General features: G+C 68.3%; 26 protein-coding genes. 13 read left to right on the top strand and 13 right to left on the bottom strand.

Annotated elements, in window-relative coordinates:
• Both ACFTE1_RS12215 and ACFTE1_RS12210 read left to right on the top strand, forming a co-directional pair.
• Nucleotides 1–540, top strand: a complete 540-nt coding sequence (locus ACFTE1_RS12215) for a hypothetical protein (protein WP_380622892.1) — start codon at nt 1–3, stop codon at nt 538–540.
• Nucleotides 462–1,499: a nitronate monooxygenase gene (locus ACFTE1_RS12210; RefSeq protein WP_380622894.1), complete on the top strand. Its 1,038-nt coding sequence runs from the start codon at nt 462–464 to the stop codon at nt 1,497–1,499. The genes ACFTE1_RS12215 and ACFTE1_RS12210 overlap by 79 nt, the downstream gene beginning before the upstream one ends.
• Here ACFTE1_RS12210 and ACFTE1_RS12205 read toward each other — a convergent pair.
• Both ACFTE1_RS12205 and ACFTE1_RS12200 read right to left on the bottom strand, forming a co-directional pair.
• Nucleotides 1,437–1,883: a MarR family winged helix-turn-helix transcriptional regulator gene (locus tag ACFTE1_RS12205; RefSeq protein ID WP_380622896.1), complete on the bottom strand. Its 447-nt coding sequence runs from the start codon at nt 1,881–1,883 to the stop codon at nt 1,437–1,439. The genes ACFTE1_RS12210 and ACFTE1_RS12205 overlap by 63 nt on opposite strands.
• Before the next feature lie 317 nt (nt 1,884–2,200).
• Nucleotides 2,201–3,100: a helix-turn-helix domain-containing protein gene (locus tag ACFTE1_RS12200; RefSeq protein WP_380622898.1), complete on the bottom strand. Its 900-nt coding sequence runs from the start codon at nt 3,098–3,100 to the stop codon at nt 2,201–2,203.
• Nucleotides 3,101–3,226: 126 nt separating this feature from the next.
• Here ACFTE1_RS12200 and ACFTE1_RS12195 point away from each other — a divergent pair, with 126 nt between their 5' ends.
• The 3 genes from ACFTE1_RS12195 (at nt 3,227) to ACFTE1_RS12185 (ending at nt 4,416) form a co-directional block, all read left to right on the top strand.
• Nucleotides 3,227–3,592 (top strand): nuclear transport factor 2 family protein, encoded by a 366-nt coding sequence (locus tag ACFTE1_RS12195; RefSeq protein ID WP_380622900.1) that lies wholly within the window; start codon nt 3,227–3,229, stop codon nt 3,590–3,592.
• A 144-nt stretch (nt 3,593–3,736) separates the two neighbouring features.
• The gene (locus ACFTE1_RS12190; RefSeq protein WP_380622902.1) at nt 3,737–3,979 is read left to right on the top strand and encodes a ribbon-helix-helix protein, CopG family; all 243 of its coding nucleotides are present in this window, start codon (nt 3,737–3,739) and stop codon (nt 3,977–3,979) included.
• Complete coding sequence (locus ACFTE1_RS12185) at nt 3,976–4,416, top strand: type II toxin-antitoxin system VapC family toxin (protein WP_380622904.1); 441 nt, start codon at nt 3,976–3,978, stop codon at nt 4,414–4,416. Before ACFTE1_RS12190 ends, ACFTE1_RS12185 begins: the two co-directional genes overlap by 4 nt.
• A 101-nt stretch (nt 4,417–4,517) precedes the next feature.
• Here ACFTE1_RS12185 and ACFTE1_RS12180 read toward each other — a convergent pair whose 3' ends face one another.
• From ACFTE1_RS12180 to ACFTE1_RS12170, 3 genes are all read right to left on the bottom strand, one after another.
• Nucleotides 4,518–5,285, bottom strand: coding sequence for a DJ-1/PfpI family protein (locus tag ACFTE1_RS12180; protein WP_380622906.1), 768 nt, complete (start codon nt 5,283–5,285; stop codon nt 4,518–4,520).
• Between the two features lie 195 nt (nt 5,286–5,480).
• A complete protein-coding gene (locus ACFTE1_RS12175; protein ID WP_380622908.1) occupies nt 5,481–7,211 on the bottom strand; it encodes an ABC transporter ATP-binding protein in 1,731 nt (576 codons plus the stop codon).
• A 2-nt stretch (nt 7,212–7,213) separates the two neighbouring features.
• Nucleotides 7,214–8,902 carry an ABC transporter transmembrane domain-containing protein gene (locus ACFTE1_RS12170; RefSeq protein ID WP_380622910.1) on the bottom strand — a complete coding sequence of 563 codons (1,689 nt, stop codon included), beginning with the start codon at nt 8,900–8,902 and terminating at the stop codon, nt 7,214–7,216.
• Nucleotides 8,903–9,138: 236 nt separating this feature from the next.
• Between ACFTE1_RS12170 and ACFTE1_RS12165 the strand changes: the two genes are divergently transcribed.
• Together ACFTE1_RS12165 and ACFTE1_RS12160 are read left to right on the top strand one after the other, a co-directional pair.
• Nucleotides 9,139–10,260: a TIGR03364 family FAD-dependent oxidoreductase gene (locus tag ACFTE1_RS12165; RefSeq protein ID WP_380622912.1), complete on the top strand. Its 1,122-nt coding sequence runs from the start codon at nt 9,139–9,141 to the stop codon at nt 10,258–10,260.
• A 224-nt stretch (nt 10,261–10,484) separates the two neighbouring features.
• Nucleotides 10,485–12,410: a glycine betaine ABC transporter substrate-binding protein gene (locus tag ACFTE1_RS12160; RefSeq protein ID WP_380622914.1), complete on the top strand. Its 1,926-nt coding sequence runs from the start codon at nt 10,485–10,487 to the stop codon at nt 12,408–12,410.
• Nucleotides 12,411–12,438: 28 nt separating this feature from the next.
• Here the strand turns inward: ACFTE1_RS12160 and ACFTE1_RS12155 are convergent, their stop codons facing one another.
• The 6 genes from ACFTE1_RS12155 to ACFTE1_RS12130 form a co-directional block, all read right to left on the bottom strand.
• Nucleotides 12,439–13,170 carry a class I SAM-dependent methyltransferase gene (locus ACFTE1_RS12155; RefSeq protein ID WP_380622917.1) on the bottom strand — a complete coding sequence of 244 codons (732 nt, stop codon included), beginning with the start codon at nt 13,168–13,170 and terminating at the stop codon, nt 12,439–12,441.
• Nucleotides 13,171–13,456: 286 nt separating this feature from the next.
• Nucleotides 13,457–13,861 (bottom strand): PIN domain-containing protein, encoded by a 405-nt coding sequence (locus ACFTE1_RS12150; protein ID WP_380622919.1) that lies wholly within the window; start codon nt 13,859–13,861, stop codon nt 13,457–13,459.
• Nucleotides 13,858–14,106 (bottom strand): AbrB/MazE/SpoVT family DNA-binding domain-containing protein, encoded by a 249-nt coding sequence (locus ACFTE1_RS12145; RefSeq protein WP_380622921.1) that lies wholly within the window; start codon nt 14,104–14,106, stop codon nt 13,858–13,860. The genes ACFTE1_RS12150 and ACFTE1_RS12145 overlap by 4 nt, the downstream gene beginning before the upstream one ends.
• Nucleotides 14,107–14,257: 151 nt before the next feature.
• On the bottom strand, nt 14,258–14,431 hold the full coding sequence (locus ACFTE1_RS12140) for a hypothetical protein (RefSeq protein ID WP_380622923.1): 174 nt from the start codon (nt 14,429–14,431) through the stop codon (nt 14,258–14,260).
• Nucleotides 14,432–14,450: 19 nt separating this feature from the next.
• On the bottom strand, nt 14,451–15,071 hold the full coding sequence (locus ACFTE1_RS12135) for an HNH endonuclease family protein (RefSeq protein ID WP_380622925.1): 621 nt from the start codon (nt 15,069–15,071) through the stop codon (nt 14,451–14,453).
• Nucleotides 15,072–15,603: 532 nt separating this feature from the next.
• On the bottom strand, nt 15,604–16,737 hold the full coding sequence (locus tag ACFTE1_RS12130) for an amidase (RefSeq protein ID WP_380622927.1): 1,134 nt from the start codon (nt 16,735–16,737) through the stop codon (nt 15,604–15,606).
• Nucleotides 16,738–17,125: 388 nt separating this feature from the next.
• Here ACFTE1_RS12130 and ACFTE1_RS12125 point away from each other — a divergent pair, with 388 nt between their 5' ends.
• Nucleotides 17,126–17,662 (top strand): hypothetical protein, encoded by a 537-nt coding sequence (locus ACFTE1_RS12125; protein WP_380622929.1) that lies wholly within the window; start codon nt 17,126–17,128, stop codon nt 17,660–17,662.
• An 86-nt stretch (nt 17,663–17,748) separates the two neighbouring features.
• Here the strand turns inward: ACFTE1_RS12125 and ACFTE1_RS12120 are convergent, their stop codons facing one another.
• Nucleotides 17,749–18,840: a CapA family protein gene (locus ACFTE1_RS12120; RefSeq protein WP_380622931.1), complete on the bottom strand. Its 1,092-nt coding sequence runs from the start codon at nt 18,838–18,840 to the stop codon at nt 17,749–17,751.
• 73 nt (nt 18,841–18,913) lie between these two features.
• Between ACFTE1_RS12120 and purU the strand changes: the two genes are divergently transcribed.
• Nucleotides 18,914–19,765: a formyltetrahydrofolate deformylase gene (gene purU, locus ACFTE1_RS12115; protein ID WP_380622933.1), complete on the top strand. Its 852-nt coding sequence runs from the start codon at nt 18,914–18,916 to the stop codon at nt 19,763–19,765.
• On the opposite strand, the gene ACFTE1_RS12110 is transcribed toward purU, so the two are convergent.
• The gene (locus tag ACFTE1_RS12110; RefSeq protein ID WP_380622935.1) at nt 19,762–20,454 is read right to left on the bottom strand and encodes a phosphatase PAP2 family protein; all 693 of its coding nucleotides are present in this window, start codon (nt 20,452–20,454) and stop codon (nt 19,762–19,764) included. The genes purU and ACFTE1_RS12110 overlap by 4 nt on opposite strands.
• A 115-nt stretch (nt 20,455–20,569) precedes the next feature.
• Here ACFTE1_RS12110 and dxr point away from each other — a divergent pair, with 115 nt between their 5' ends.
• The 4 genes from dxr (at nt 20,570) to ACFTE1_RS12090 (ending at nt 25,083) form a co-directional block, all read left to right on the top strand.
• On the top strand, nt 20,570–21,766 hold the full coding sequence (gene dxr / locus ACFTE1_RS12105; protein ID WP_380622937.1) for a 1-deoxy-D-xylulose-5-phosphate reductoisomerase: 1,197 nt from the start codon (nt 20,570–20,572) through the stop codon (nt 21,764–21,766).
• Nucleotides 21,767–21,914: 148 nt separating this feature from the next.
• A complete protein-coding gene (locus tag ACFTE1_RS12100; RefSeq protein WP_380622939.1) occupies nt 21,915–23,171 on the top strand; it encodes a M50 family metallopeptidase in 1,257 nt (418 codons plus the stop codon).
• A gap of 16 nt (nt 23,172–23,187) precedes the next feature.
• A complete protein-coding gene (gene ispG, locus ACFTE1_RS12095; RefSeq protein WP_380622941.1) occupies nt 23,188–24,363 on the top strand; it encodes a flavodoxin-dependent (E)-4-hydroxy-3-methylbut-2-enyl-diphosphate synthase in 1,176 nt (391 codons plus the stop codon).
• Between the two features lie 195 nt (nt 24,364–24,558).
• Complete coding sequence (locus tag ACFTE1_RS12090) at nt 24,559–25,083, top strand: hypothetical protein (RefSeq protein WP_380622943.1); 525 nt, start codon at nt 24,559–24,561, stop codon at nt 25,081–25,083.
• The last annotated feature ends 36 nt before the right edge of the window (nt 25,084–25,119 follow it).

The raw sequence follows: 25,119 nt of genomic DNA, 5'->3' as shown, positions 1-25,119 counted from the left end.
GTGGGCCTCCTCTTCCTCTTCGACCTCCTGTTCGCCGAAGTCCTGCCGTACGTCCTCGCCGCCGTGGTGATCGCCCTGGGAGCCATATGGGCGCTCGGCTTCCGGAAGGGGGAGCGGCCGACTTCCCGGCGGTGGTTCGCGCGCGCGTCGGCCGCGAGTGCGCTCATCGGGATCGCCGTGTACGACTACGGGTTCACCAAGCTTTCGGTGTTCTACTTCGAGCGCTCCGACGTGTGCGCCGCGCAGAACCTGGACGGTTCGGGGCCCTACCTGAGGGTGAACGAGACCGGTGAGCAGACGCTCATGCCTTTGAGCAACACCCTGTGCCGCAGTTACTCCGGCCCGGCGGACCTGGTCCCCGCCTTCGTGAATCCGCTGTGGATGATCGCCCTGGCGCTCTCCGCCGTCTGCGCTATCATGGCCTTCTCCTTGCCACGCCGAAGAAGAGCAGTGAGGCGCTTATGTGGGATCCCGCCCCCTCCCTTCCCGTCCTGGCCGCCCCGATGGCGGGCGGCGCGAGCACTCCGGAACTGGTCGTAGCCGCGGCACGTGCCGGGGGCGCGGGCTTTCTGGCGGGCGGGTACAAGACCGCCGAGTCGCTGGCCGACCAGGTCGGGGCGGTGCGGCGGGCCGGCGTCCCCTTCGGTGTCAACGTCTTCGCGCCCAATCCGGTGCCGGTCGACCGGCGGGAGTACCGCCGCTACGCCGAGGCGGTCGGGGACCTCGCCTCCGAACTCGGTGTGGAGCTGGACGTTTCGCATCCAACGGAGGACGACGACGCCTGGGACGACAAGATCGACCTGCTGCTGTCCGATCCGGTCCCCATGGTGTCGTTCACCTTCGGGATACCGGATCGAAAGGTCGTCTCCGCCCTGCGGCGGGCCGGTTCGCGCGTGGCGCAGACGGTCACGTCGGCCGAGGAGGCGTGCCGTGCCGCCACGGCCGGCGCAGACGTGCTCGTGGTGCAGGGTTCGGAGGCGGGTGGCCACTCGGCGACTCTCACGCCCCGTCGGCCTGCCCGGCCGGAGCGCCTGGCCGACCTCGTCGGACGTCTGCGGTCCCTGGGGCTTCCGATCATCGCCGCGGGCGGCCTGGCGACCCCCGGGGCGGTGGCCGAGGTGGTCCGGGCCGGGGCTCGGGCGGCCATGGTGGGGACCGTTCTGCTGCGGACGGAGGAGAGCGGGGCTTCGGCGGTGCACCGGGAGGCATTGGCGAGCCCGCGCTTCACAGAGACGACGGTGACGCGGGCGTTCACCGGTCGCCCGGCGCGGGCGTTGCGGAACGGGTTCATCGACCGCTTCGACCGGGGCGCGCCGCACGGATATCCGGCGCTGCACCATTTGACGAGTCCGCTGCGCAAGGCCGCCGCGGCCGAGGGCGAGGCGGAGGCGGTCCACCTCTGGGCCGGGACTGGTTACCGCGAGGCCAGGGCCGAGTCAGCGGAGCGGACTCTGCGGCGCTTGGGGTCCGGCCTCCGCGGCGGAGGTCAACGTACATAGGGCCAGGCGCAATGCGGACTGCGAGATATCGTCCAGCGGCCGGAAGTACTCCTCTTCGGCGGCGGCGATGGCCTTCTCGGCCTTGCCGAGGGCGCTCTTCCCGCGCCTGGTCAAGGTGACGATGTAGCGCCGCCTGTCGATGCGGCAGCGCCGGCGCTGCGCCAGCTCGCGTTCGGCGAGCCGGTCGACGAGCGCCACCATCGTGGTGCGGTCCAGGCCGGCGGCGTCCCCGATCTCCCGCTGGGAGAGCTTCACCCCGGCCATGGCCCGCATGGCGCGGAAGTCCTTGGGAGACAGGTCCATGGTCCGCAGCGCCTCGTCCCGGGCGCGGTCCAGGCTGGCGCTCGCGCCGCGCAGCAGCGCCGCCGTGGCGTCTTCCTCCATCGCTTCCGTCCCTTGCCCTTCCCTCAATCGTCAACTAGTCTGATCGTCAGTAGTGCTGATCATTTTATCGCATCGAAAGGCGGACCCATGTCGCGATACCTCCCGGCTCGGGCTCTGGCGGCCATCGTCGGAGTCGGCACGTTCCTCTTCCTGTTCGTCAACGAATCGTGGCGCGCGGACAACCTCTTCCTCGTTCCCGACCTGGTTCTCACCGCCGCACTCGGCGTAGCGGCGATCATGCCGGACCGGTGGGCGAAGGGCGCACTTGCGGCGTCCCACGGCCTGGCCGCCGGAGTCCTCATGACGTCGGTGTCCTCCTACGCCGTCCGGGGCGAGTTCGGCGGGGCGAGCTTCCTCGGCGCCGCGGCTTGCCTCGCTGCGGTGGCGACGCTCTCCGTGTCGCGGACTCGGCGCGAGTCGGAACCGGACGCGGTGCCCAGCAGAGTCTGAGCGGTTGCCTCGTCGGCGGGGAAGAACGACTCGATCGCCAGCTCGGCCACAGTGACGTCCAGGGGCGATCCGAAGACGGTCGTGGTGCTGAAGAACCGGAGCTCCCCGTCCGGGGTGTCCAGGTGCAGCGGGGTCACCAGGCTGCCGGGAGGCGCGTGGTCGGTCCCGCCGGGGTACTCCCACAGCTCGTCGCGCAGCCGCGCGAGCCCGATGTCCCCGGTGGCCTCGATCTGGTGGTCCAGGCAGGCGAGGATATGGCCCCGCCACTGGGGCAGGTTGCGGATCCGGGGCGCCATTCCGTCCGGGTGCAGGCTCATGCGCAGCACGTTAACCGGGGGTTCCAGGAGCTCCGGGGCGCAGCCGGCCACGAGCCGGTCGACTCCGGAGTTCGCGTCGACCATCGTCCAGTGCCGGTCGACGACGATGGCGGGGTAGGGGCGGTGACCGTCCAGGATCTGGATGAGCGCGGCGCTGACGCTCTTCATGGACGGCTGTTCCAGTGAGGACTCGCCGTAGGCGGGGGCGTGGCCCGCTGCCAAGAGGATGTCGTTGCGGTACCGGAGGGGGACGTCGAGCTCTTCGCAGACGCGGATGGCCATGCCGGAGCTGGGGATCGAGCGTCCCGTCTCGATGAAGCTCAGGTGCCGGGCGGAGACGCCGCACCGCAGGGCCAGTTCCTGCTGGGTGAGGCGGCGCTGGGAGCGCCAGTGTCGCACCAGCTCGCCGGGGCCGGGCCGCGAGGCGGTCCCAGTGGGTTCCGTTGCCATGCTTACAGTCTAGGGTCGCCGGTAGCCGATCCCATTACCTCGGAGGTAATCGACGCGGGGCCGGCGCGGGGGCATTCTGGAGTCGTTCTCGCGAACGGCGGGAACGGAAACGAAGGAGAATGAACCATGCACGACTTCAAGGCCGTCGCCTCCCGCTACATCGACGCCTTCAACGCCGTGGACGCGGTGGAGCGCAAGCGCCTCGTCGCCGAAGTCCTCGGCGCCGATGTGGCCTATGTGGATCCCATGGCGGCCGTGGACGGGCACGAGGGTATGGACGCCTTCATCGCAGGCTGCCACCGGCAGTTCCCCGGATGGACGTTCACCTTGATCGGGGAGGTGGACGGACACCACGACCAGGCGCGGTTCTCGTGGGGGTTCGGTCCGGCGGGAGAGGAGCCTCCGCTGCTGGGGTTCGACGTGATCGTCCTCGACGGCGAGGGCAGGATCAAGACCGTGTTCGGCTTCCTGGACCGGGTGCCCGCCGCCTGAGGCCTCTTCCCGGCATCCCGGGAGAGAACGAGGCGTTCGCCGGACGCTCGTCGAGGGTGTTCGGCGCGCTTGCTATGCCGGGCGTTCGGCCGATGGGGCGGCGATGAGCTGTGCGTCCGGTTAAATGTCATGTATACTGTATGCATGGGTAAGGCTCAAATAACCGCCTCCATCACCAGCGAGGATTTGGAGGCCCTGGATCGCAAAGCTCGCCGAAAAGGCCTGTCCAGGTCGGCCTATATCGCCCACGTCATTCACCGGGATCTGGCCGGGCAAGAACCGCCTCCTCCGCCGATCCGGCCGTTGGACATGGGGCCCGCCACGACTCGGGAGGAGCGGCGGCGCGCCATGGTCGAGTCGATGGAGCGACGGGCGAAGAAGAGATGATCATCGTCGCGGACACGTCCGCCTTGCTCGCTGCTTTTTCTCCCGCTGAATCCGATCACCACGACTGCCTCGCGTACCTCAACGCCCATGGTCAATTCGTGTATTCACCCATGGTCCTTACGGAGTTCGATCACTTGGTGCGGGCCCGGTCGGGGAGGTTCGACACGGCACTCGACGCCCACCGACAGCTGTTGGCCAGAGTCGAGGCGGGGAGCGACCTCATCGCAGATATTGAGATGGCCGACCATCTCGCCGCCGCCGGGCTCAGGGAAAAGCACCGGGATATGGAACTCGACCTGGCCGATGCCCTAGGAGTGGTCCTGGCACGCAAATACAGCACCGACCTGATATTCACCCTTGACGAAGGCGACTTCCGACGGCTGCGTCCTCTTGACGACTTCACTCATTTCCGGATTATGCCGAAGGACGTCGTGTAAGGCTGCCAAGTGCGGCGGTCGAATGGGAGCGGAACCCGGTCGGGCAGTCGTTGAAAAACGCATATCGCAGGAGGCAGCGCCTGAACTCCGCAGGCGACCGATCAGGGGAGCGAGTCCTCGATCAGCTTCAGCGCCAGGTCTTTGCGCTCCTGCGGCGCCTCGACGGCATTGCCCGTCCCGAAGGGCGGTCGGGGGTCGTACTCGACGGCCAGCTCCAGCGCCTCGGCGGTGGCCCGGTCGGACAGCTTCTCGGAGAGCCAGAGGGCCATGTCCTGACCCGCTGAGACGCCCGCGCCGGTCAGGAGTTTCCCGTCGCGCACATGGCGTTCCGGAACGTACACGGCGCCGAACCTCTCCTCGACGACCGGCCCGGCGGCCCAGTAGGTGGTCACCCTCTTGCCGCGCAGGAGCCCCGCTTGGCCGAGGACCCACGCCCCGGTGCAGACGGACGAAGTCCACGTGGTCCTCCGGTCCACGGCTCGGATCCAGTCGAGGATTCGGGAGTTCTCCCCGGCGGAGGTGACGCCGTCGTTGCTACCGCCGGGAACCAGCAGGACGTCGAGCTTCGCATGGTCGCCGAGAGCGTAGTCGGCGACCATCGCGGCGTGCCCGGTGTCGCAGCGGACCGGTCCCGTCCGGTCGGCGATGAGGGAGACGTCCGCGTCGGGGGCCCTGGAAAGGACTTCGAGGGGCCCGGCCACGTCGAGCAGGGTGAAGTTCTCGTACAGGAGGATGCCGATGTGCGGCCCCTTGCCCGAGGGCGGGCGTACTCCGTTCGCGGAACCCTGCGTCGGCAGGGTCAGAGCGGCCGCCGCGCCGAGGCCGCCGGCCAATCCCGTTCGGAGCAGGGCCCGTCGTGTCCCTCTCATGGCGCCTCCTGGTGCGAAATCGGCGGGATGCTACGAAAGCGATTGTAGGACAACGACTTACGGACGACCAATAGACCGTCTATCGGGCCTTCCGGGCCGCCGGGGCCCTGGCCCGGACTACGCGGACGCGGAGGAACCCGACCTCCTCGACTCGGGATCGGGTCGCGATCTGGCCGAGCGAGAGCCGTGTCGACCTCAAGCCGCCCATGCCTTCCACAGACGCGCGTAGGTCCCGCCCTGGTCAACGAGGTCGGCGTGGGCGCCGTCCTCCACGATCCGCCCCCGGTCCATGACCAGGACGCGGTCGGCGTCGCGCGCCGCCGAGAGGCGGTGGGCGATGGTGATGACGGTGCGGTCCTCGGCGAAGCTCGCGAAGCGCGCCTCCACCGACCGCGCGTCGTGCCCCGGCAGCAGGGCGGTGGCCTCGTCCAGGATCAGGATGGAGGCGTCCGAGACGAGGATCCGCGCCAGGGCGAGCCTCTGCGCGACGGTGTCGTCCACGTCCTCCCCTCCCTGGCCCAGCGGCGTTTCCAGGCCGTCGGGGAGCGACTCCGCCCAGGACTCGGCGCCGACGACCTTGAGCGCGCGGCGCAGGTCCGAGTCGGACGCCTCCGGCGAGCCGAGCGTCAGGTTCTGCCGCACGGTCGCGGCGAAGACGTGGTGTTCCTGGTTGACGAGCAGGGCGATGCGCCGGTGCTGCTGGTGCGAGAGCCCGGTCGCGTCGAGGCCGTCGACGAGGACGGCGCCGACCTCAGCGTGCAACGACCCGGTGATCAAGCGCGCGAGAGTCGTCTTCCCGGAACCGGAGGCCCCCACGACGGCGACCTTCTCCCCGGGCGCGACGGTCAGCGACACGTCGGAGACCACCGGGCGGTCGTTGTAGGAGAACGAGACCGACTCGAGGGCGATCCCGCCGGGCTCCGGCCCCGCGACGGAGGAGGCGTCCCCGTCGTTGCGGACCTCGGCCAGGCCGATGATCCGGGCGAACGAGGCGGCCCCCTGCATCACGCTCTGGAAGAAGATCACCAGCATCGCCAGGGGTTCGCTGACGATCCGGAGCAACAGCAGGCCCGTGACCACCGCGCCGAGGTCGGCCCAGCCGTTGAGGTGTCCCACCGTGCCGAGCACGATGGCGGCCAGCAGGATCATGTTCTTGCCGATGTCGATCGAGGGGAAGAAGACGTTGCGGATGACCATGCTCCAGCGTCCCCAGCGCCAGTACTGGCGGATGGACTCGTCCACGGCCGCCTCGCGGAGCGGGCGGAGCCGCAGGGCCTCGACGGTGCGGCTGCCGGTGATGTTCTCACTGGCCTTGTCCGTCGTCTCGGCTCGTGCGGCGAACTCGTTCTTGTTGACGCGCAGGGCCCTCTTGAGCGCCCAGCGCGAGCCGGGGTACATGAACAGGCATCCGAAGACCAGCGAGAGCGCCATGAGCGGGCTGATGACCGCGAGCGCGACGGTGATGACGGCGACGGTGATGGCGCTGACGGCGGCCATGGGGAAGCCGAAGCGCAGCGCTTCAGTGAGAACCGAGACGTCGGTGGTGGCCCGGGAGGTCACGTCCCCGACCTTGGCATTGTCCAGATCGGTGGGGTCGACGTGCAGGGCGTCGTCGACGAACTCGTCGCGCAGCCCCCGCATCATCTCCTCGGTCCACCGCCCGGCGACGTAGCGCGAGACGACGGTGAAGGCGCCCTGCGCGACCACGAAGCCCGAGGCGAGGGCGATCCAGAAACCGAGGGTGTCGGCCCGCCCGCCGGTGAAGTCCTGCACGAGGCGGCCCAGCACCCACGAGGGCACCACGGCGACGGCGGCGGTGGCCGCGAACAGGGCGACGATCAGAACGATGCGCCCGCGGGTGCGGCGGAAGTGGCGTTTGGCGTTCGTCCAGGTCTCCCTGGCCGACGCGACTGGCAGTGTGCTCATGATCAGCTCCGGGAGACGGCGGCGGCGTATTCGGGGACGTCGAGCTGGAGCCCGGCGTGGGTGCCGCTGCGGGCGGGCCCCGCGGCGGGCAGGTAACGGATCTCGTCGGCGGCCTCGATCCACAGGGGAGAGGAGGACATGACGACGGTGGTGCGTCCGAGGCGCGCCTCGCGGACGCGCTCGACGACCAGCGACTCGGTGTAGGAGTCGAGGGCCGAGGTCGGTTCGATGGCGAAGAGCCTATCCGGGTCGGCGCACAGCGCGCGGGCGAGCCGAAGCCGCTGGCGCTGGCCCCCGGAGAGGTTGCGGCCGTCCTTGGACACGACGCCGTCGAACCCCCCGAGGCTGTCGTAGGCGTCCTGCGCGGCGGCGGTGTCCAGGTGGCGGACGAGGTCCCCGTCGTCCAACCGCCCGTGCGGGTCGAGGTTGTCGCGCAGGGGCCCGGTGAACAGGACGTGGTCGTTGCGCAGGCCGAGCACCCCGGTGCGGAGGGCATCGGTGTCCACATCGTCCACCCGTACCTCGCCGATGGCCGCGTCGCCGCCGGTATAGCCGCACAGGCGGTCCGCCGCCTCGGAGACGCGGTCGAGCGAGCCCACGACGACCGTGAGCCGCCCCTCGGGCAGGGAGAGGGCGGTCTCGGGATCCGTCCAGTCGCCCCGGGGCAGCGGCTCGGTGCCGTCGCGTTCGACCGGCTCGATGTTCAACAGGTCGGCGATCCGGCCGGCGGCGGTGACCGCCTGCGGGACGCGGGCGAAGGCCCAGGCGATGTTCTCCATCGGCATCAGCAGGAACGCGGAGAGCCCGAAGACGGCCACCACGTCGCCGGCCGACATCCGGCCGTCGATGGCCATGGACACGGCGATCCACAGGACGGCGATGCCCAGGGCCGCCGGGATGACGACCGTGAGGCCCTCGATGATCGCCTGGGGCCAGGCGGTCTTGTATCCGCGGTCGCGCAGGCGCCGGGAGTGGCCCCGGAAGCGTTCGTTGAAGCCGGCCTCGCCGCCGATGGAGCGCAGGACCCGGATGCCGGTCACGATGTCCACCATCTGCTCGGAGAGGCGTCCGGCCTCGCCCCGATAACGGTCGATGCGCCTCTTGAGCGGCTTGGCCACCTGGTAGAGGACGATCATGTGCAGTGCCAGCCCGATGAGGACGACGAGTCCCAGGAGGAACGAGTAGGAGAACAGGACGCCGGCCACGGCGACGGCGATGGCGAGGGCGCCCACGACGCGGGTGCCGAACGACAGGGACATGGCGATGGTGTTGGGGTCCACCGAGGCCACGGTGACGGCCTCCCCGGCCGAGGTGCGGCGCTGGAGCTGGGAGCCGAGGGCGTTCATGTGGCGGTTGACCATCCGTTGGGAGAGGAAGCCGCAGCCGTAGCCGACATAGGTGGTCGTCACCTCCCGGGCGACGGTCAGCAGGGCGACGACGGCGGCGAGGGCCGCGAATCCGGCCACCCACCACCAGATCCCCTCGCCGGTGGTGATGACGGAGTCGGTCGCCTCTCCGAAGAGCAGGGGGAGGACGGCGATGGTGGAGAGCCAGACGAGGTTGACGATCATGCCCGACACGACGATCGGCCAGTGGCGGCCCATCAGCCACAGGAGGTATCCCGTGCCGGTGAACCGGCGGGGCGGGGATACGGGGGCGGACCACCGCAGCGGCCGGTAACGGGACAGCATCGTGGAAGCGCTCCAGACAGGGGATCGGTCAAGGCTCTTCTCACGGTAAAGAAGCGCTGAACAGGGGGCAAGTCGTTAAAGAGTATTACTAGTCACATTCTTAACAGTTAACGCTCCAGGGCACGGCCGAAACCGATCCATCCGGAGGACACCCGATCTTAGGATTCCTCACCGCTTGGACTCCCCTTAACTCGCCGTCCACCTTCCGTTATCCCTTGCCCCACAGCATGGTCGGCATGGACATCATCATCGTGGGCGGCGGAGTCGTGGGCACTCTGCAGGCTTGGGAGGCGATCGATCACGGCCACAACGTGGTCCAGATCGAGCGGGAACCCGAGGCGCGGGGCGCCTCGGTCAGGAACTTCGGACTGGTGTGGACCTCGGGGCGCGACAAGGGAGCCGAGAGCCGCGCGGCGACGCGCTCGCGTGAACTCTGGGAGAAGATCTCCTTGCTCGTGGATGGCGTGGGATTCCGCAACTGCGGGTCGATGACGCTGGCCCGCACCGACGCGGAGGTCGCCGTGGCCGAGGCGGCGGCGAAGGACGACGAGGTCGGGGAGCGCTTCACCGTGCTCGAACCCGACGAGGTGCGCAAGGTCAACCCTCTCCTCCAGGGCGACTTCAAGGCTGGCCTGTGGTGCCCGGGGGACGCCGCGGTCGAGTCGCGCCAAGCCCTGCCCGCTCTGCGCGCGCACATGGGTGCCACCGGACGCTACCGCTGGCTGAAGGGGCGCGAGGTGCGCGACGCTGGCACCGGCTGGGTCCGCGACGACCAGGGGCGGCGCCACGAGGGCGACCAAGTGCTGCTGTGCACCGGAGCCTGGCACTCCGGCCTGGTCCGCGAGATGGCCGGCGAAATCCCGGTGCGTCGCGTGCGCCTCCAGATGATGCAGACGGCCCCGCTGATGGAAAAGGTCTCGACGGCCGTGGCCAACGCCGACTCCTTCCGCTACTACCCGGCGTACCGGTCGCCCGAGCTCGAGGAGCTCGTCGAGTCCGAGCCGCAGAGCGACACCGCGGCGGCCCACCGCATGCAGCTCCTCGCGGTCCAACGCCTGGACGGCTCCCTGACCATAGGCGACACCCACGAGTACGAGGAGCCTTTCGGATTCGACGTCACCGAGGATGCCTACGACGAACTGCGCCGCGAGATAGAGTCCCTCTTCGGCCGTGAGCTGCCGCCCACCCGCCGACGCTGGGCGGGCGTCTACTCGCAGCTGGCCGACCCCGACGGTGAGGAGCTCCTGCTGCGCAAGGAGGTCGTCGACGGCGTCTGGCTGCTCACCGGACCGGGTGGGCGCGGCTTGACCATGGCGCCCTACTTCGCCCACCAGTCCTCCCTGGACCTGAACTGGTGAGCAGTCGGCTACGACGTGCCGGGCCGGCCGCGGTGATCGGGACGGACACGGGTGCCGAGGCCCTCGACTCGGCGGCCGCCCGCGCCGGGCCGCCGGGGTGGGACAGTCGCCTGCTCGGCTTGAGAAGTCAGCCCCGGTTAAGGAAGGGGCGTCCGCCTCGCTGTAGTACGATTCTGGAGGTTCGAGCCTTCGCCCTCCCCATCGCGACAGTGAGGATTTAGCGCGTGTTCTCCTTGTCCCACAACGACCCTCGTCAGATCGGGCCGTTCACCCTGATCGCCGTCCTGGGAGAGGGGGCGATGGGCCGCGTCTACCTCGGCCTCGGCGCGGAGGGCGAAATGGCCGCCGTCAAGCAGGTCCTGCCGAACCTCGCACAGGACCCCGGTTTCCGGCGCCGCTTCGCCATGGAGGTCACCGCCGCGCACAGGGTGAACGGCACGTCGACGGTCCGGTTGCTGGGCGCCGACACCGAGGCCCCGCAGCCGTGGCTCGCCACGGACTTCGTGCTCGGACCCACGCTCACCGAGGCCGTCGAGGAGGCCGGCCCTCTGCCCGAGGACCACGCGCGCCGACTCGGGCGCGACCTGGCGGTGGCCCTGGAGGACATACACAGTGTCGGGCTCGTCCATCGGGACGTCAAGCCCTCCAACGTGATCCTCGCTCCCGACGGCGCCAAGCTCATCGACTTCGGCATCTCCCGGGCCGTGGACTACTCCGCGAGCATGGCCCTGACGCAGACGGGCGGCGCGGTGGGCTCGCCGCTGTACATGTCGCCCGAACAGGCCGACGCGAAGCCGCTCACCGCGCAGTCGGACGTCTTCAGCGTCGGCTGCGTCCTCGCCATGGCCTCGGGCGGCGTGAACCCGTTCGCCGGGCCCTCCATTCCGACAGTGCTCTACAACGTCGTCCACGGGGAGCCGAGCCTCAGCACCGTCCCGGAAGGGATGCGGGACATCGTCGCGTCGTGCCTCAGGAAGGACCCCGCCCAGCGGCCCGCGCCCGCGCGACTCCGCGAGCTCCTGAGCGGGGGAGAAGTGGCGTCGCCCCTGCCGTTCACCGCGTCGTTCACCGGTGCGCAGCAGGCCGAGGTGAACCGCTTCCGCGCCGAGTTCGGAGAGAGGACGACGCTCGCCGACCAGGGGGACACCTACGCCCTGCCGGTCCAGCCCGCCGGATTGGCGGATCCGCCCCCGCGCAAGCGCGGCAAGAAGGTTCCCCTGGCCATCGGATCCGCGGTGGCCGCGCTGGTCCTGGCCGTCCCGCTGCTCTGGTTCGTCCTCCGCGAGGAGCGCCCGGAAGAGCCCGCGCCGCCGCCGGACGACGGTTCGACCGAGGAGGCGGGCTTCGAGTTGGCCGCGGGCGAAGGCGAGATCGAGGTGGCGTTCGTGCCCTGGTCGGATGAGGACGTCGTCGTGTCCAATCTCTGGAAGGCCGTTCTGGAGGACGCCGGGTACACCGTCACGCTCCGCGCGGTAGAGGACGTGGACGTCCTCTACCGGGGGCTTGACGACGGGACTTTCGACCTGTACTTCACCAGCTGGCTGTCGAAGGGGCACGCCTTCTACTGGGACGAGTACGGCGACGGTCTGGAGGACTTCGGCTCCTGGTACGAGGGAGCCGGCCTCAACCTGACCGTTCCGGCCTACGTCGAGGGAGTCGACGGCATCGAGGACCTCCGGGGCGATCCGGACCTCTTCAACGGTGAGATCATCGGAATCGAACAGGACTCCATTCCAGCGAAGACCATCGACGACGAGGTGATCCCCGCCTACGGCCTCGACGGTTTCGACCAGGTGAACACGTCCGGCCTGGCGATGGTGGCCGAGCTGGAGGCGGCCGTGGCGGAGGAGAGGCCCATCGTGGTGGGACTGTGGCGGCCGCACTGGGTGTACGGCGCTTTCGACCTGAAGGAGCTCGACGACCCGAAGGGCGCGTTCGGCGAACCGGAGGGCCTGCACATCGCCGGCAGGAGCGGATTCGGCGAGGACTTCCCGAACGTGGCCGAGGCGTTCAGGTCGTTCTCGATGACCCAGGCAGAGCTGGCGGCGCTGGAGGCCCACGTCCTGCGTGATCCGGCGTACTTCGACGACCGTGGAGCTGGTGTCGAGGAGTGGCTGGCGCGCAACGAGTTCGACGAGTACCTGGACTAGGGTGTCCGCGCGGGGCCCGTCGAGCTCCTCAGGCCGGCTTCACGACGGTGATTATCTCGCCGCTGTCGTCGGTGAAGGGGCCGCGCTTCCAGTCGCCGTACTGTTCGGAGACGGTGAGTCCCGCTTCGGTGAACAGCGCGTCGAGTGCGTCTTTTGCGGTGTAGAGCAGGGTTTCCAGGATGACCTGCGGTTCGTTCCAGGCAGGGCTCTCCTCGATGTGGGCGATCGTGACCCACCGGTCATCGACGACGCCGCGTATGTCCATGCTGCTGACGATTTCATCGCCCGTAGTCTCATCGACGGTTCGCGATGTCAGCTCGGGCCACCTCTCCCAACCGCGTACGAGCGGGTTGAGGGTCTCGAATACGAAGAGGCCGTCGGGCTTGAGGAACCGTCGAACCGCGCGGAGGGTGGCGAGGATGTCGGAGTCGGTCTGGATCTGCTGGAACGCGTGGCCGGTCATGAAGGCGAGGTCGAACTCGTCTTCCCAATCGAAGTCCGGCGCGAATCCTTGGAGCCATTGGAACTGCGTGGCTTTGCGGGCGTGTTCGAGCATGGGGCTCGCCGGGTCGATTCCGCTGCCGTTGCCGCGCCAGCCGCGTTCCCACGCGCCTTTGAGGGTGCGACCGGTTCCGCACCCGATGTCGAGGACGCGATCGGCCCGGGAGACGTACTCGAAGTAGAAGTCGTCGCCGGTCGTCCACTGGTAGGCGTCGTCGTATCCGTCGGCTACGACGGGGATTTCATATACATTGGTCACTACGTCATAGTGCGGTGGGTCCCCGGAGGTGTCAACGGAAATACCGGTGCCGCAAGCGCACGGGGTTCAGGGCTCAACCGACGACCGTGGCGTGGGCGCCGAGGACTGGCTGGCGTGCAACGAGTTTGACGAGTATTTCGCCTGGGCTGCCAGCCATGTCGACCGATAGTTTCCGTCGTTTCCTCCTGCATCCAGTCGCTTATGGAGGGGCTTTCTCGCCGGAGAACCGGAGTTATTGGAAATGCGGATGAACAGCGAATTGGAGCGGGTTTGCGATGAACGCTAGTCAGCCGTCAAGCAATCGCATCCCGACCTTGGCGGCCGCGCTGCGGTCGAACGTGGCGGTGTACCGGCAACCGGCGAGGCGGCCGGCTGCGGCGATGAGCGCATCTCCGAAGTCAGCGCCCGTATCTTCGGCAGTGGACAGTGCTTCGAGGATGGTTTCGCCGGACTCCAGCTCGATCTCTCTTGCACTAAGGACGGTGCGCATTGCGCGCAAGGCGTCCTTCGGAGGGTATCTGTAGGCCTTGGCCTTAGTCAGCACCCAGTAGAGCTCGACGGCAACGGCAGAGGTGATGTATCCGGGGGAGTCCTCGGTCAGGCTGTCAATGACCGAGTTCGCACAACGGGCTTGAACGGGATCGTCTTGGGTGATGTACCGGACGAGGATATTGGTGTCGATGCCGATCATTGCAGGTTGTCTCCTTCAGCGACGGCTTCGGCTACTGCGTCGTCCATCTCCTCGAGCGTCGCTGCTCTTTCTGGGGTCGGGAGAATACCCTTGGCATCCTGGATCGACCCTGTCAGGGCGACTATCTCGTAGGTGCCGTGGTCGGTTGCGATGAAGTCGACCTTGGTTCCGGTGCGCAGGCGCATTTTCTCCCGTACCCGTTTAGGTATGGTGAGCTGGCCTTTCGATGTGATAGTCGAGGACATGACTAAAACCTCCATTCCTTACCTATTGTAAGGATCGCCCGACGCGCGCGCAACTGAATTCGGAACACTGTTTGAGTGAGGGGTTATACACGGAGGCTATTTTGCTCGTGGGGAACCAGCCAGTACTGGAAACAAGTTGAACGGCCGCAAATCAGATCTGGATTGCGGATTCCAGCAGTGACCCGTCCGCTCCACGGGTGGCGATCAGCGGCAGCCCAATCGGGAGGCCTACGGCCTTTTCTAGCGGCAACGACATTGCCGGTGCCTCGGAAATCCCGGTCAGACACTTTAGCTGGACCAGCGCTTCGCGGTCCAGGTCTGGCATTCGACGGCCTCCCAGGGGCTCAGCAGTCGGACCCCTGCGACTCCAGGGCGCGGTGCTCCGCTCGGTCGACGGCGAGATCGTACTTCAGCTTGATCTCTATCCACTGGTCGATGTAGTCGCACCAGACCGATTCGTCCTCCGGCATCCATTCGGCCGGGTCGGAGTCGCCTTTCTCCCGGTTCTCGGCGCGTGACGAGGGAATGAGGTTCTCCGCGTCGTTGGCGAAGGCTTCACGCCGGTCGCGGTCCCAGTCGTTCCCGCCGGACTTGGCGGCCTCTGAAAGCGGAACCACGTGGTCCATGTCGACGAGAGAGGAGTCCGTGATCGTCTCTCCGTCGTACCAGGAGACCCATTCGCCTGTCATTTTGCCCCCGCAATCGTCGGAGGTCACGGCGCCACTCTCTTCGTTGTCGAGGAGGACTTGTTCGCGGCTGGTGCAGCCGTTGCCGGTCGCGGACCAGTGCGGCCAGTCGTCGCGGTCGTATCCGCCCTCCTGCTCTGGGACTATTTCCAACGCTTCGAGACCTGCGGGCGCGGCGTCGTCGGCGTCGGGCGTGTCCGTATCGAGCGTCGAGCAGGCCGTCGTCAAGAGGAGGGCGGCGGCGCTGATCCCTATGGTCGACGTGCGGCGGTTGATCATTCGTGGTCGCTCCCTGCGTCGAGGTTCGTGAGCAGTCGCCTGCGTAGTTGTCGTGCCTGCGAGCGATCGTGCTCGCGAGAGTGCTTCGCATCTGTTCCCACGCGATCTTAACGTGAGATAAATTCATGGCGGCCTTGCCTTCTCGGAGTACAGGGAAAATTGACGATTCATCTATTTAATGGCCCCGCGTCTGTGATGGCGGCTGTACGCAACCTGGAGAAACAAAGGCGCTCAGACAGGCTGAAGGCCTAGCGGCCCTTGCCGTTATGCTCCAGTCAAAACGAGCCTCACTCGGACCGTCCGCTTCCGCCATCGCCGAACGGGAGCGCTCAAAGTGAGCCTGTCGGCTGGAGTGACGGCGGACATCGAAACCAGGTGCGACTTCTAACAGCGGTTCTGGTGGGGTCGGAGCGGATCTGACCTCAAGAAGGCGGGCCCGCTATCCCCACCATCCAGGGAGCGAGGCTCCGGCCCAGTACTCCGCAATTCCGCTGGAGGGGAGGGCGAGCGCGAATAGCGGCGGCGCCGGCGCTCAAATCCTCGCTGCGAACTCCAGCAGCGACTCGTCCGCTCCGCACGCGGCGATCAGCTGCAGCCCGATCGGAAGGCCTTCGATCTTTCCCAGCGGCAGCGATATCGCGGGTGCCCCGGACAGCCCGGACAGGCACGTCAACCGGACGAGCGCTTCGCGGTCCGGCTGGTCGTCGAGCCTGGGCGCGGGCCCAGCGGCAGCGGGGATCGCGAGCACCGCTCCGCCCGCCAGGCGCTTTGTCAAGATCTCGGTGACTTCTGCGCGCACTTTTCTGGCGGGTGCGAGGTCGTCCTTGCCGATCTCGGCCGCCTTGGCGAACCGCTTGGCGACGCCCGGCCCGAATGTCGGCCGAGCCGCCTCGATCCACTCGCCGTGGCATTGCCAGGCCTCCCACCCCTGAAGCGTGGAGTAGGCCCTTCTGGCGTCGTCGAGCTCGTCCTCTCCGCTGAGCAGGGGAGTGCGATCGATGTCGAGTCCGAGCCGTTCGACAGCAGGGTACAGGGCCTGTCGCACCTCAGGCGGCATCGCGTCCCAGATGTCCCGCGGCGCAAGGACGCCCGGGATCGGCGACGGCGGGCTCGGCTCCGGGTAGAGGGCATTCATGGCCGTCCGGAGGGTCGACGCGTCGCGGGCGAGGATTCCCGCGGTGTCGAAGGAGGGCGCCAGGGGAACGACGCCGTCCATCGGGATCCGGCCGTGCGTGGGGCGCATTCCGTAAAGGCCGCAGTAGGAGGCCGGCACCCTGACCGATCCGCCGGTGTCGGTGCCGAGGGCGATGTCCGCCAGGTCCAGGGCCACGGCGGAGGCCGATCCCGAGGAGGATCCCCCGCTCATCCTTCCTGGGGCGGCGGGGTTGTCCGGTGCCCCGTAGTGGACGTTGGTCCCGTTCAGGCTCCAGGCGAGTTCGTCGGTGATCGTCTTGCCCACGACGACCGCTCCGGCGCGTTTCAGGCGGGACACCGCAGAGGCGTCCGAGTCGGGGGCCTCGTGGGTCTCCGGCCAGCGCGGATTGCCGGCTCCCGTCGGCGTCCCGGCGAGGTCGTACAAGTCCTTGACGGCCAGCCGGAGGCCTCTCAGGGGGCCTTCGGCCGGGGACTCGGCGGGGGCGATCGTGCGGATGAAGGGATCGGTCACCACCTCACCATAGCGAGGGCGCTCTACCGGGGAAAGGGGAACCGCCGACGGGCCGGCCGAAGGGCTTCGGCGGGATGCACCGCCGCCTCGTCGCCGATGGGGAATGACGTTTCGGCGGCCTTCGGGAAAGTCCCCTGTGGGCGGTGCGCCCCCTCCGGTCGCCGCCGGTGTTCCCGAACGCGCTAGAGAGGGTAGCCGGTATTCATTGATCGAACTGTTCGATTTCCTTGAATGCGGTCTTTTTCGAGGTGGTGGCAGCATGGTCGCCCAAGGTCATGACGCGGGGGTCCTTCCCTCCCGTAATTTAGGAAGATATCCTTATAAATATCAACAGGGGTTCACCAGCCATGCGAACCTGGGTGGGCCCTGAAAGACCCTGGGAGGGACCATGACCGACACGATACAAGAACCCCGCGCCTCCGAGGCCGCCGAGGAGAGCCGGGTCAGGCCGGGCGGAAAGACCCTGGCGCTCACCCGGATCGCACTGAGCCTCGTCTTCCTGTGGCCGGCGCTGGACAAGACCTTCGGGCTCGGCTACGCGACTCCGTCGGGCCAGGCCTGGATCGACGGGAAGAGCCCCACCTCCGGATACCTCATGGGACAGGAAGGCACCTTCGGGAGCCTGTTCTCGGGCATGAGCGGCAACGCCCTGGTCGACGTGCTCTTCATAGGCGGCATGGCCGCCGTCGGAGTCGCCCTGCTGCTGGGAATCGGCATGCGCCTGGCGGCGTTCGGCGCGACCTGCCTCATGGGAATGCTCTACCTGTCCGCGATGCCCCTGGCGAACAACCCCGTCATGGACGAGCACCTCGTCTACGTCGTCCTGGCGATCGCCTTGGCGGCCTCGCGCGCGGGGGACACCCTCGGTTTCGGAGCCAAGTGGGGCGACCTCGGCCTCGTGCGGTCCATGCCCTGGCTGAAGTAGGCATAGGAGGCATAACCGAAGGACCGGAGGGGCTCAGGCCCGGGGCGGCGTCGTTCATGCGGGCGCCGCCCCGTCCCGTGTCCGGTTCAGGCCGGCGGTTCCGGCGCGAGCCCCGTGCATCCGCGCAGACGCTCCCTCTCGCCGAGGATCCGCTCGGCCTCGGCCCCCTCGACGGGAATCGGCTGTCCGGTCTCGCGGCTGATGAGAGCCGGCACGAACTCAACGCCGGTGACCTCGGGCCCCGTCAAATGGAGCCGGAGGACTCCCGTGTCGTTGCTGAAGCTGTCGTCGCGCCACCACAGGAAGTTCCCAAGCCCGTAGTGCACGTACGTGTCGTCCAGCCAGCCGTCCGAGAGCAGCAGGTGCGCGTGGGTGCCCAGCAGGGCGTCGGCCCCGGCGTCGGCCAGGGCCCGCGCGGCGTCCCTCATCTCGGGAATCGGGCACTCATTGCCCTCCTGTCCCCAGTGCATGTAGACGATGACGACGTCGGCCCGCTCTGAGGCGCTCCGGACCGCTTCGGTGGCGCGGTCCAGGTTCTGCACGTAGGCCATGCCCGGAGAATCATCGCCGGCCTCCCACGACTCCCACAGGTCCCACACCTGGTTCAGCCCGAGGAACGCGATCTCCACGCCTTCGACGTCGGCGACGAGGGGAGCGTAGGCCTCCTCGGCGTCGCGGCCCGCCCCGACTGTGTCGACACCGTGCTCCTCGGCGTAGTCGAGGGTGTCGAGCAGGCCCTCCTCCTTGTAGTCCAGCCCGTGGTTGTTCGCCAGGGAGACGAGGTCGACGTTCGCCGCGGCGGTGGCCTCCATCGCCTCCTCGGGCGCCTTGAACGTCCACAGCTTCGCCTCCGCGTCGGTCGCCCCGGTCACCGGTGTCTCCAGATTGACCACCGAGTAGTCGGCCTCGGCGAAGACCTCCGCCATGGGGCCGTAGGCGGTGGCCGGGTCCTCCAGCAGGGCCGCGGTCCGATTCGGGACGCCCTCGTCGACGGCCGGGAAGTGCACGTCGCCCGCGAACGCCAGCGTGATCTCGCTCGGCCCGGAAGACTCGGTCGGGACCGGGCCCGCCGTCGTCGGCTCGGCGGACTCCCCGCCGCCGTCCGAACCGCACGAGACGAGCAGCGGAACGGCCGCGCCCGCCACGGCGGCCGTGGCGAATCTAATACGGAGGCTCATGGAACCCATCGTAACCGGACGAATCCGCCGCCCGGAGTTGGCACCGGGCGCGCCACCCCCTTAAGATTGCCGAATGAGCAGCCACTTCATCCTGACCCTGTCGTGTCCCGACCGGGTCGGCATCGTCCACGCCGTCTCGGGATTCCTCACCGAGCGGCTCGCCAACATCGTCGACTCCCAGCAGTTCTCCGACCCCGCCACGGAGACGTTCTTCATGCGCGTGGAGTTCAGCCTCGACACCGGCGTGGACGCCGAGCAGCTCTCCGTCGCCTTCCACACCATCGCCCAGAGCTACAAGATGGAGTGGAACCTCGCCGACGCCGCCGAGAAGCCGCGCGTGCTTATCATGGCCTCCAAACAGGGCCACTGCCTCAACGACCTGCTCTACCGCTTCCGCATCGGCGCCCTCCACGGGGAGGCCGCCGCCGTCGTCTCCAACCACCCCGACTGGGCCGAGCTGGTGGAGTCCCACGACGTCGACTTCCACCACATCCCCGTCACGCCCGACGGCAAGGGCGAGTCCGAGGAGCGCCTCCTCGAACTCGTGGAGCGCGAGCGCATCGACGTGGTCGTCCTGGCCCGCTACATGCAGATCCTCTCCCCGAAGCTGTGCGAGAAGATGCCCGGGCGGATCATCAACATCCACCACTCCTTCCTCCCCAGCTTCAAGGGCGCCCGCCCCTACCACCAGGCGCACGCCCGCGGCGTCAAGCTCATCGGGGCGACCTGCCACTACGTCACCTCGGACCTCGACGAGGGCCCGATCATCGACCAGGAGGTCGCGCGCGTGGACCACACCGCCACCCCCGAGGACCTCACCGCGGCCGGACGCGACCTCGAGTCGACCTGCCTCGCCCGCGGCCTGGCCGCCCATCTGGACCGCCGCATCCTGCTCAACGACCACAAGACGGTCGTCTTCGGCTAGGCGGTTATCCGGGGGATCCGCATGGTGTCGTCCGGCCGGGAGTGCCGGCCGGAGGGCGCCTCGTCCCGCAGCACCCACGGCGAGAGGGCGAACCAGAGCAGAAGGGCCACCCCGAGCCCGACGCAGGCCCCGCCCGCCACATCGGTCAGCCAGTGCGCGTGCTGCCACGTGCGGGCCCACATCATCGCCGCCGCCAGGACGGCTCCGATGGCCCACCACCGGCGGCGTCTTGCCAGGGGCACCAGGAACATCCCGATCACGAAGACGAGCACCGCCATGCGCGCGCTGTGCCCCGAAGGGAACGACGCCCCGTGCACGGCCACCAGGCCGTCCTCCGGCCGGGGCCGGTCGGCGAAGGCCTTGAGCCCGGAGTTCACCGCCTGCACGGCGATGTAGCAGACTCCCATGAACACGGCGGTGCGCCACCGCCCGTACCAGAACACGAAACCCGCCAGCGCGATGGGAACGATCAGGCCGATCGGGCTACCCAACAGGTTGAAGAACTCCGCGGGCCACCACCAGGCGCTCGCCCGCGAGCCGTCGGCGACCCCGGCCCACCAGTCGTCCAGCCCCTGGAACGGGGGATCGGCGGGGTCGACTCGGATGACGAGCGCCAGGGAGGCGGCGACGGCGAGCAATGGTATTCCCACCAGGAGCGGGGCGGCGGGACGTCGGCGAATGAGCAACATTCACGCAACGTTATCAGTCGTTCACCCGAAACTGGAATTCCAGGTACCGAGAACACATAGTCACAGACCCGGCTCCCGTCCCCCGAACCGGCCGCCGTACCCGCATAATGGGCCCGTGAGCGAATTGCGAGAGATCACGCTTCTGGGCTCGACGGGATCCATCGGCACCCAGGCCATCGACATCATCACCGCCAACCCCGACCGCTTCGCCGTGACCGCCCTCGGCGCCGGCGGAGGCAACCCCCGCCTCCTCGCCGAACAGGCGATCGCCCTGGCGCCGAAGGCCGTCGGCATCGCCGACGAGAGCGCCGCCGAACCCTTCCTCCAGGCCTACAAGGCCCTCGGCGGAAAGGGCGCCCCCGAGATCGTCACCGGGCCCGAGGCCATGGCCGACCTCGCCGGACGCCCCGGCAGCGGCCCGGGGAACGGCGGAACCGCGCACACCGTCCTCAACGGGGTCAACGGCTCCCTCGGACTCGCCCCCACCCTCGCCGCGCTCAAGGCCGGACACACCCTCGCCCTGGCCAACAAGGAGTCCCTCATCGCAGGCGGCCCGCTGGTCGCCGAAGCCGCCGCGCCCGGCCAGATCGTCCCGGTCGACTCCGAGCACTCCGCGCTCGCCCAGTCGCTGCGCTCGGGGACTCCCGGCGAGGTCGCCAAGCTCATCGTCACCGCCTCCGGAGGCCCCTTCCGCGGCCGCAAACGCTCCGAACTGGAGAACGTCACGGTCGAAGAGGCCCTCGCCCACCCGACGTGGGCCATGGGGCCCGTCATCACCATCAACTCGGCCACCATGATGAACAAGTCCCTCGAGGTCATCGAGGCCCACGAGCTCTTCGGCGTCCCCTACGACCGCATCGAGGTCACCGTCCACCCCCAGTCGGTCGTCCACTCCCTGGTCGAGTTCGCCGACGGCAACACCATCGCGCAGGCCTCCCCGCCGGACATGCGCCTGCCGATCTCCCACGCGCTGGCCTGGCCCGGACGCGTTCCGGGCTCGGCTCGGCCAGTCGACTGGACGCGGTCGCACACCTGGACCTTTGAACCGCTCGACGACGAGGCCTTCCCCGCCGTCGCCCTGGCCCGCGAGGTCGGGACCCGGGGCGGCGTCTACCCGGCGATCTTCAACGCCTCCAACGAGGAGGCCGTGGAGGCCTTCCGGCGCGGAGCGATATCCTTCACCGGCATAGTGGACACCGTCGCCGACGTCGTCGCCGCCGCACCGGAGTTCGCCGCGCCGCGCGACATCGCCGACGTCCTCGCCGCCGAGGACTGGGCCCGCGCCAGGGCCCGCGAGATCCTCGCGGGCTGAGCCGAACGCGGCGGGGAGCCGAGACGGCGGCCGGTATCCTAAGGAAGGTCTTATCGGCCTTCCCCGGCCGCGGACGAAACACCCCATTAAACTCGACATGCGCCCAGACCCGCACTCCGACGTACACCATGAAGGAGACTGACACTTGATGGCCTACACCACGGGAGTGATATTCTTCGCTCTCGCCCTGCTGATCTCGGTCAGCCTCCACGAGTTCGGTCACCTCTTGACGGCCAAGGCCTTCAAGATCAAAGCCACCCGCTACTTCGTCGGCTTCGGGCCGACGATCTGGTCCTTCCAGAAGGGGGAGACGGAGTACGGGCTCAAGGGCATCCCCCTGGGCGGCTTCGTCAAGATCGTGGGGATGACGCCCGAGGACGAAGAGGAGGAAGCGCTCTCCGAGTCCGACAAGAAGAGGGTCTTCTGGCGCAAGCCGCTGTGGCAGAGGACGATCGTCCTGGCCGCCGGCTCCATCACCCACTTCATCCTCGCCTTCGTCATCCTGTGGACCATCGTGTCCTTCATCGGCACGCCCAACCCTGCCGCCGCGCAGTCCTACCAGGAGTCGCAGGACACCGCGACCGTCGGCGTCTCGGAGTGCCTGTACCCGGCCGACGCCGACGCGGACTACGAGTGCACCGCCGACGACGACTCCAACCCCGCCTATGAGGCCGGGATGCGCGACGGGGACCGCATCGTCTCCGTCGGCGGCGAGTCCGTAGGCGACTGGGACGGCCTGCTGACGGCCGTCACCGCCCTGGAACCCGAGGAGCCCGTCGACGTCGTCGTGGAGCGCGACGGCGCGGACGTCGACCTTACCGTCACCCCCTACACCGCGAAGGTGGAGTACGCGGACGGCAAGACCGAGGAGGTCGCCAAGCTCGGAGTCACCCCGTACGAGGACCCGGACATCCCGGAGACGGTCACCAGCGGCCCGATCCAGGGCATCGGCGACACGGCAACCTACACCGGCGACATGTTCAAGAACACCTTCATCGCGCTCGGACAGCTGCCCTCCAAGATCCCCGACCTCTGGAACGCCATCTTCGGCGGCGAGCGCGGCGACGACACGCCCGTCAGTGTGGTGGGAGCCTCACGAATCGGAGGAGAGCTGGCAGAGCGGGGTCTCTGGGTCAACTTCTTCATGCTCCTGGTCGTGTTGAACTACTTCATCGGCGTGTTCAACCTGCTTCCGCTGCTACCTTTGGACGGTGGCCACATCGCCATCGCATGGTTTGAGAAGGTGCGCTCCTGGTTCGCCGCCAAGCGCGGAAAACCCGACCCGGGGCGCGTCGACTACTACAAGCTCATGCCCCTGACCTATGTCGTGCTGGTGGTCCTCGGCGGATTCATGCTGTTGACGATCACTGCGGACATAGTCAACCCGATCCGTATCTTCCAGTAGGTGGACAATAACTTCCATGACCGCTGTAGAACTTGGCATGCCCGGTAAGAAGGACGTCGTCGAGCCCATCACCGAGCGCCGCAAGACCCGGCAGCTCAACGTGGGCGGCGTGCTCGTGGGCGGGGGAGCCCCCGTCAGCGTGCAGTCGATGACCACGACCCGCACCGCCGACATCGGCCCGACCCTGCAGCAGATCGCGGAGCTCACCGCGAGCGGCTGCCAGATCGTCCGCGTCGCCTGCCCGACCCAGGAGGACGCCGAGGCGCTGCCGATCATCGCGAAGAAGTCGCAGATCCCGGTGATCGCCGACATCCACTTCAACCCGAAGTACGTCTTCGCGGCCATCGAGGCCGGCTGCGCCGCGGTGCGCGTCAACCCGGGCAACATCAAGAAGTTCGACGACAAGGTCGGCGAGATCGCGAAGGCCGCGAAGAACGCGGGCACTCCGATCCGCATCGGCGTGAACGCCGGCTCGCTGGACAAGCGGCTGTACGAGAAGTACGGCAAGGCCACGCCCGAGGCGCTGGTCGAGTCGGCCCTGTGGGAGGCCTCGCTGTTCGAGGAGCACGACTTCCGCGACATCAAGATCTCGGTCAAGCACAACGACCCCGTCGTCATGGTGAAGGCCTACCAGCAGCTCTCGGAGGCCTGCGACTATCCGCTGCACCTCGGCGTGACCGAGGCCGGACCGGCCTTCCAGGGCACGATCAAGTCCGCCACCGCCTTCGGGGCGCTGCTCTCGCAGGGCATCGGCGACACCATCCGCGTGTCCCTCTCGGCCCCTCCGGCCGAGGAGGTCAAGGTGGGTCTGCAGATCCTGGAGTCGATGGGGCTGCGCGAGCGCGGCCTGGAGATCGTCTCGTGCCCCTCGTGCGGGCGGGCGCAGGTGGACGTTTACAAGCTCGCCGAAGAGGTGACCGCCGGCCTGGAGGGCCTGCCGGTCCCGCTGCGCGTGGCCGTCATGGGCTGCGTCGTCAACGGCCCGGGCGAGGCCCGCGAGGCCGACCTGGGCGTCGCCTCGGGCAACGGCAAGGGGCAGATCTTCGTCAAGGGCGAGGTCATCCGGACCGTACCGGAGTCGCAGATCGTCGAGACGCTCATCGAGGAGGCCGTCAAGATCGCCGAGGAGCAGGGCGCCGACCTGCCCGAGGAGCTCAAGGAGCTGGCCAATCCTCAGGTTGAGGTGTACTGAGCCCGCAAGCTTCGAAGGCCGTCGCACCAGGTGGTGCGGCGGCCTTTTCCGTGCCCGCTTTCGGTTGTCAGAATGCCGACATAAGGGCGCTTTTGGGCGGTATGTCACAGCCTGAAACCCGAGTTCCCATGGTGAACACCGTGTGACACACCATACTTGTACCCAGCAAGTGTTGTGCCTACCAGGAGGACCACCATGGGCAAGATCGTCCGCGAGATCGAAGAAGGCGTCACCAAGTACTACTGGTATCCCGGCGAGAAGGGCGACTGGCTCAAGGCGCTCATCGCCCTGGCCAGCGGAGCGGGCCTGTACGTGCTCGTGTTCGTCCTCTTCGACAGTTCGCTCATGGCGGCCGCTGTCTCCTCCTCGGGCGTCCTCGGCCTGGCGGGCTTCTACCTGGGCCGCAAGGACGCGGCGGGCCTCGACGGCTTCCACGACCCGACCTCGGAGCGCAAGGCGGCGCTGGCCGACGGCACCCGGGCGGCCTGGCGCGGCACCCTCCAGGGACTGGTGTCGGCGGGCGCGGCCGTCTTCGTCATCAACATGCCGCACGGCGGGTTCCTGGCCGACTGGGTGCTGCCGCTGGTGCCCTCGATCGTCGGGGCCGTGGCGCATTCGGCGGGGATGCTGTGGCAGCGCATGGCGAACGACGCCGAGGCGGAGGGCGGCGGGGAGGCCCCCGCCGAAGAGGCGCCCGCCGAGGAGAAGGCCGACGCCTGACCCCGAACGCACGAGGAGGGCCGCACCCTGGGGTGC

Source organism: Salininema proteolyticum, from assembly GCF_042685645.1.
In the GTDB taxonomy this organism is placed as follows: domain Bacteria; phylum Actinomycetota; class Actinomycetes; order Mycobacteriales; family Micromonosporaceae; genus Salininema; species Salininema proteolyticum.
The sequence above is the reverse complement of the archived record's forward strand: the minus strand, read 5'-3'. Positions and strand labels throughout refer to the sequence as shown.

Excerpts from the sequence above, each read along its gene's own strand:
- ACFTE1_RS12210 (WP_380622894.1), top strand. The coding sequence starts at position 462 with ATGTGGGATCCCGCCCCCTCCCTTCCCGTCCTGGCCGCCCCGATGGCG.
- ACFTE1_RS12205 (WP_380622896.1), bottom strand. The coding sequence starts at position 1,883 with ATGGAGGAAGACGCCACGGCGGCGCTGCTGCGCGGCGCGAGCGCCAGC.
- ACFTE1_RS12200 (WP_380622898.1), bottom strand. The coding sequence starts at position 3,100 with ATGGCAACGGAACCCACTGGGACCGCCTCGCGGCCCGGCCCCGGCGAG.
- ACFTE1_RS12195 (WP_380622900.1), top strand. The coding sequence starts at position 3,227 with ATGCACGACTTCAAGGCCGTCGCCTCCCGCTACATCGACGCCTTCAAC.
- ACFTE1_RS12190 (WP_380622902.1), top strand. The coding sequence starts at position 3,737 with ATGGGTAAGGCTCAAATAACCGCCTCCATCACCAGCGAGGATTTGGAG.
- ACFTE1_RS12185 (WP_380622904.1), top strand. The coding sequence starts at position 3,976 with ATGATCATCGTCGCGGACACGTCCGCCTTGCTCGCTGCTTTTTCTCCC.
- ACFTE1_RS12180 (WP_380622906.1), bottom strand. The coding sequence starts at position 5,285 with ATGAGAGGGACACGACGGGCCCTGCTCCGAACGGGATTGGCCGGCGGC.
- ACFTE1_RS12175 (WP_380622908.1), bottom strand. The coding sequence starts at position 7,211 with ATGAGCACACTGCCAGTCGCGTCGGCCAGGGAGACCTGGACGAACGCC.
- ACFTE1_RS12170 (WP_380622910.1), bottom strand. The coding sequence starts at position 8,902 with ATGCTGTCCCGTTACCGGCCGCTGCGGTGGTCCGCCCCCGTATCCCCG.
- ACFTE1_RS12165 (WP_380622912.1), top strand. The coding sequence starts at position 9,139 with ATGGACATCATCATCGTGGGCGGCGGAGTCGTGGGCACTCTGCAGGCT.
- ACFTE1_RS12150 (WP_380622919.1), bottom strand. The coding sequence starts at position 13,861 with ATGATCGGCATCGACACCAATATCCTCGTCCGGTACATCACCCAAGAC.
- ACFTE1_RS12145 (WP_380622921.1), bottom strand. The coding sequence starts at position 14,106 with ATGTCCTCGACTATCACATCGAAAGGCCAGCTCACCATACCTAAACGG.
- ACFTE1_RS12140 (WP_380622923.1), bottom strand. The coding sequence starts at position 14,431 with ATGCCAGACCTGGACCGCGAAGCGCTGGTCCAGCTAAAGTGTCTGACC.
- ACFTE1_RS12135 (WP_380622925.1), bottom strand. The coding sequence starts at position 15,071 with ATGATCAACCGCCGCACGTCGACCATAGGGATCAGCGCCGCCGCCCTC.
- ACFTE1_RS12125 (WP_380622929.1), top strand. The coding sequence starts at position 17,126 with ATGACCGACACGATACAAGAACCCCGCGCCTCCGAGGCCGCCGAGGAG.
- ACFTE1_RS12120 (WP_380622931.1), bottom strand. The coding sequence starts at position 18,840 with ATGAGCCTCCGTATTAGATTCGCCACGGCCGCCGTGGCGGGCGCGGCC.
- purU (WP_380622933.1), top strand. The coding sequence starts at position 18,914 with ATGAGCAGCCACTTCATCCTGACCCTGTCGTGTCCCGACCGGGTCGGC.
- ACFTE1_RS12110 (WP_380622935.1), bottom strand. The coding sequence starts at position 20,454 with ATGTTGCTCATTCGCCGACGTCCCGCCGCCCCGCTCCTGGTGGGAATA.
- ACFTE1_RS12100 (WP_380622939.1), top strand. The coding sequence starts at position 21,915 with ATGGCCTACACCACGGGAGTGATATTCTTCGCTCTCGCCCTGCTGATC.
- ispG (WP_380622941.1), top strand. The coding sequence starts at position 23,188 with ATGACCGCTGTAGAACTTGGCATGCCCGGTAAGAAGGACGTCGTCGAG.
- ACFTE1_RS12090 (WP_380622943.1), top strand. The coding sequence starts at position 24,559 with ATGGGCAAGATCGTCCGCGAGATCGAAGAAGGCGTCACCAAGTACTAC.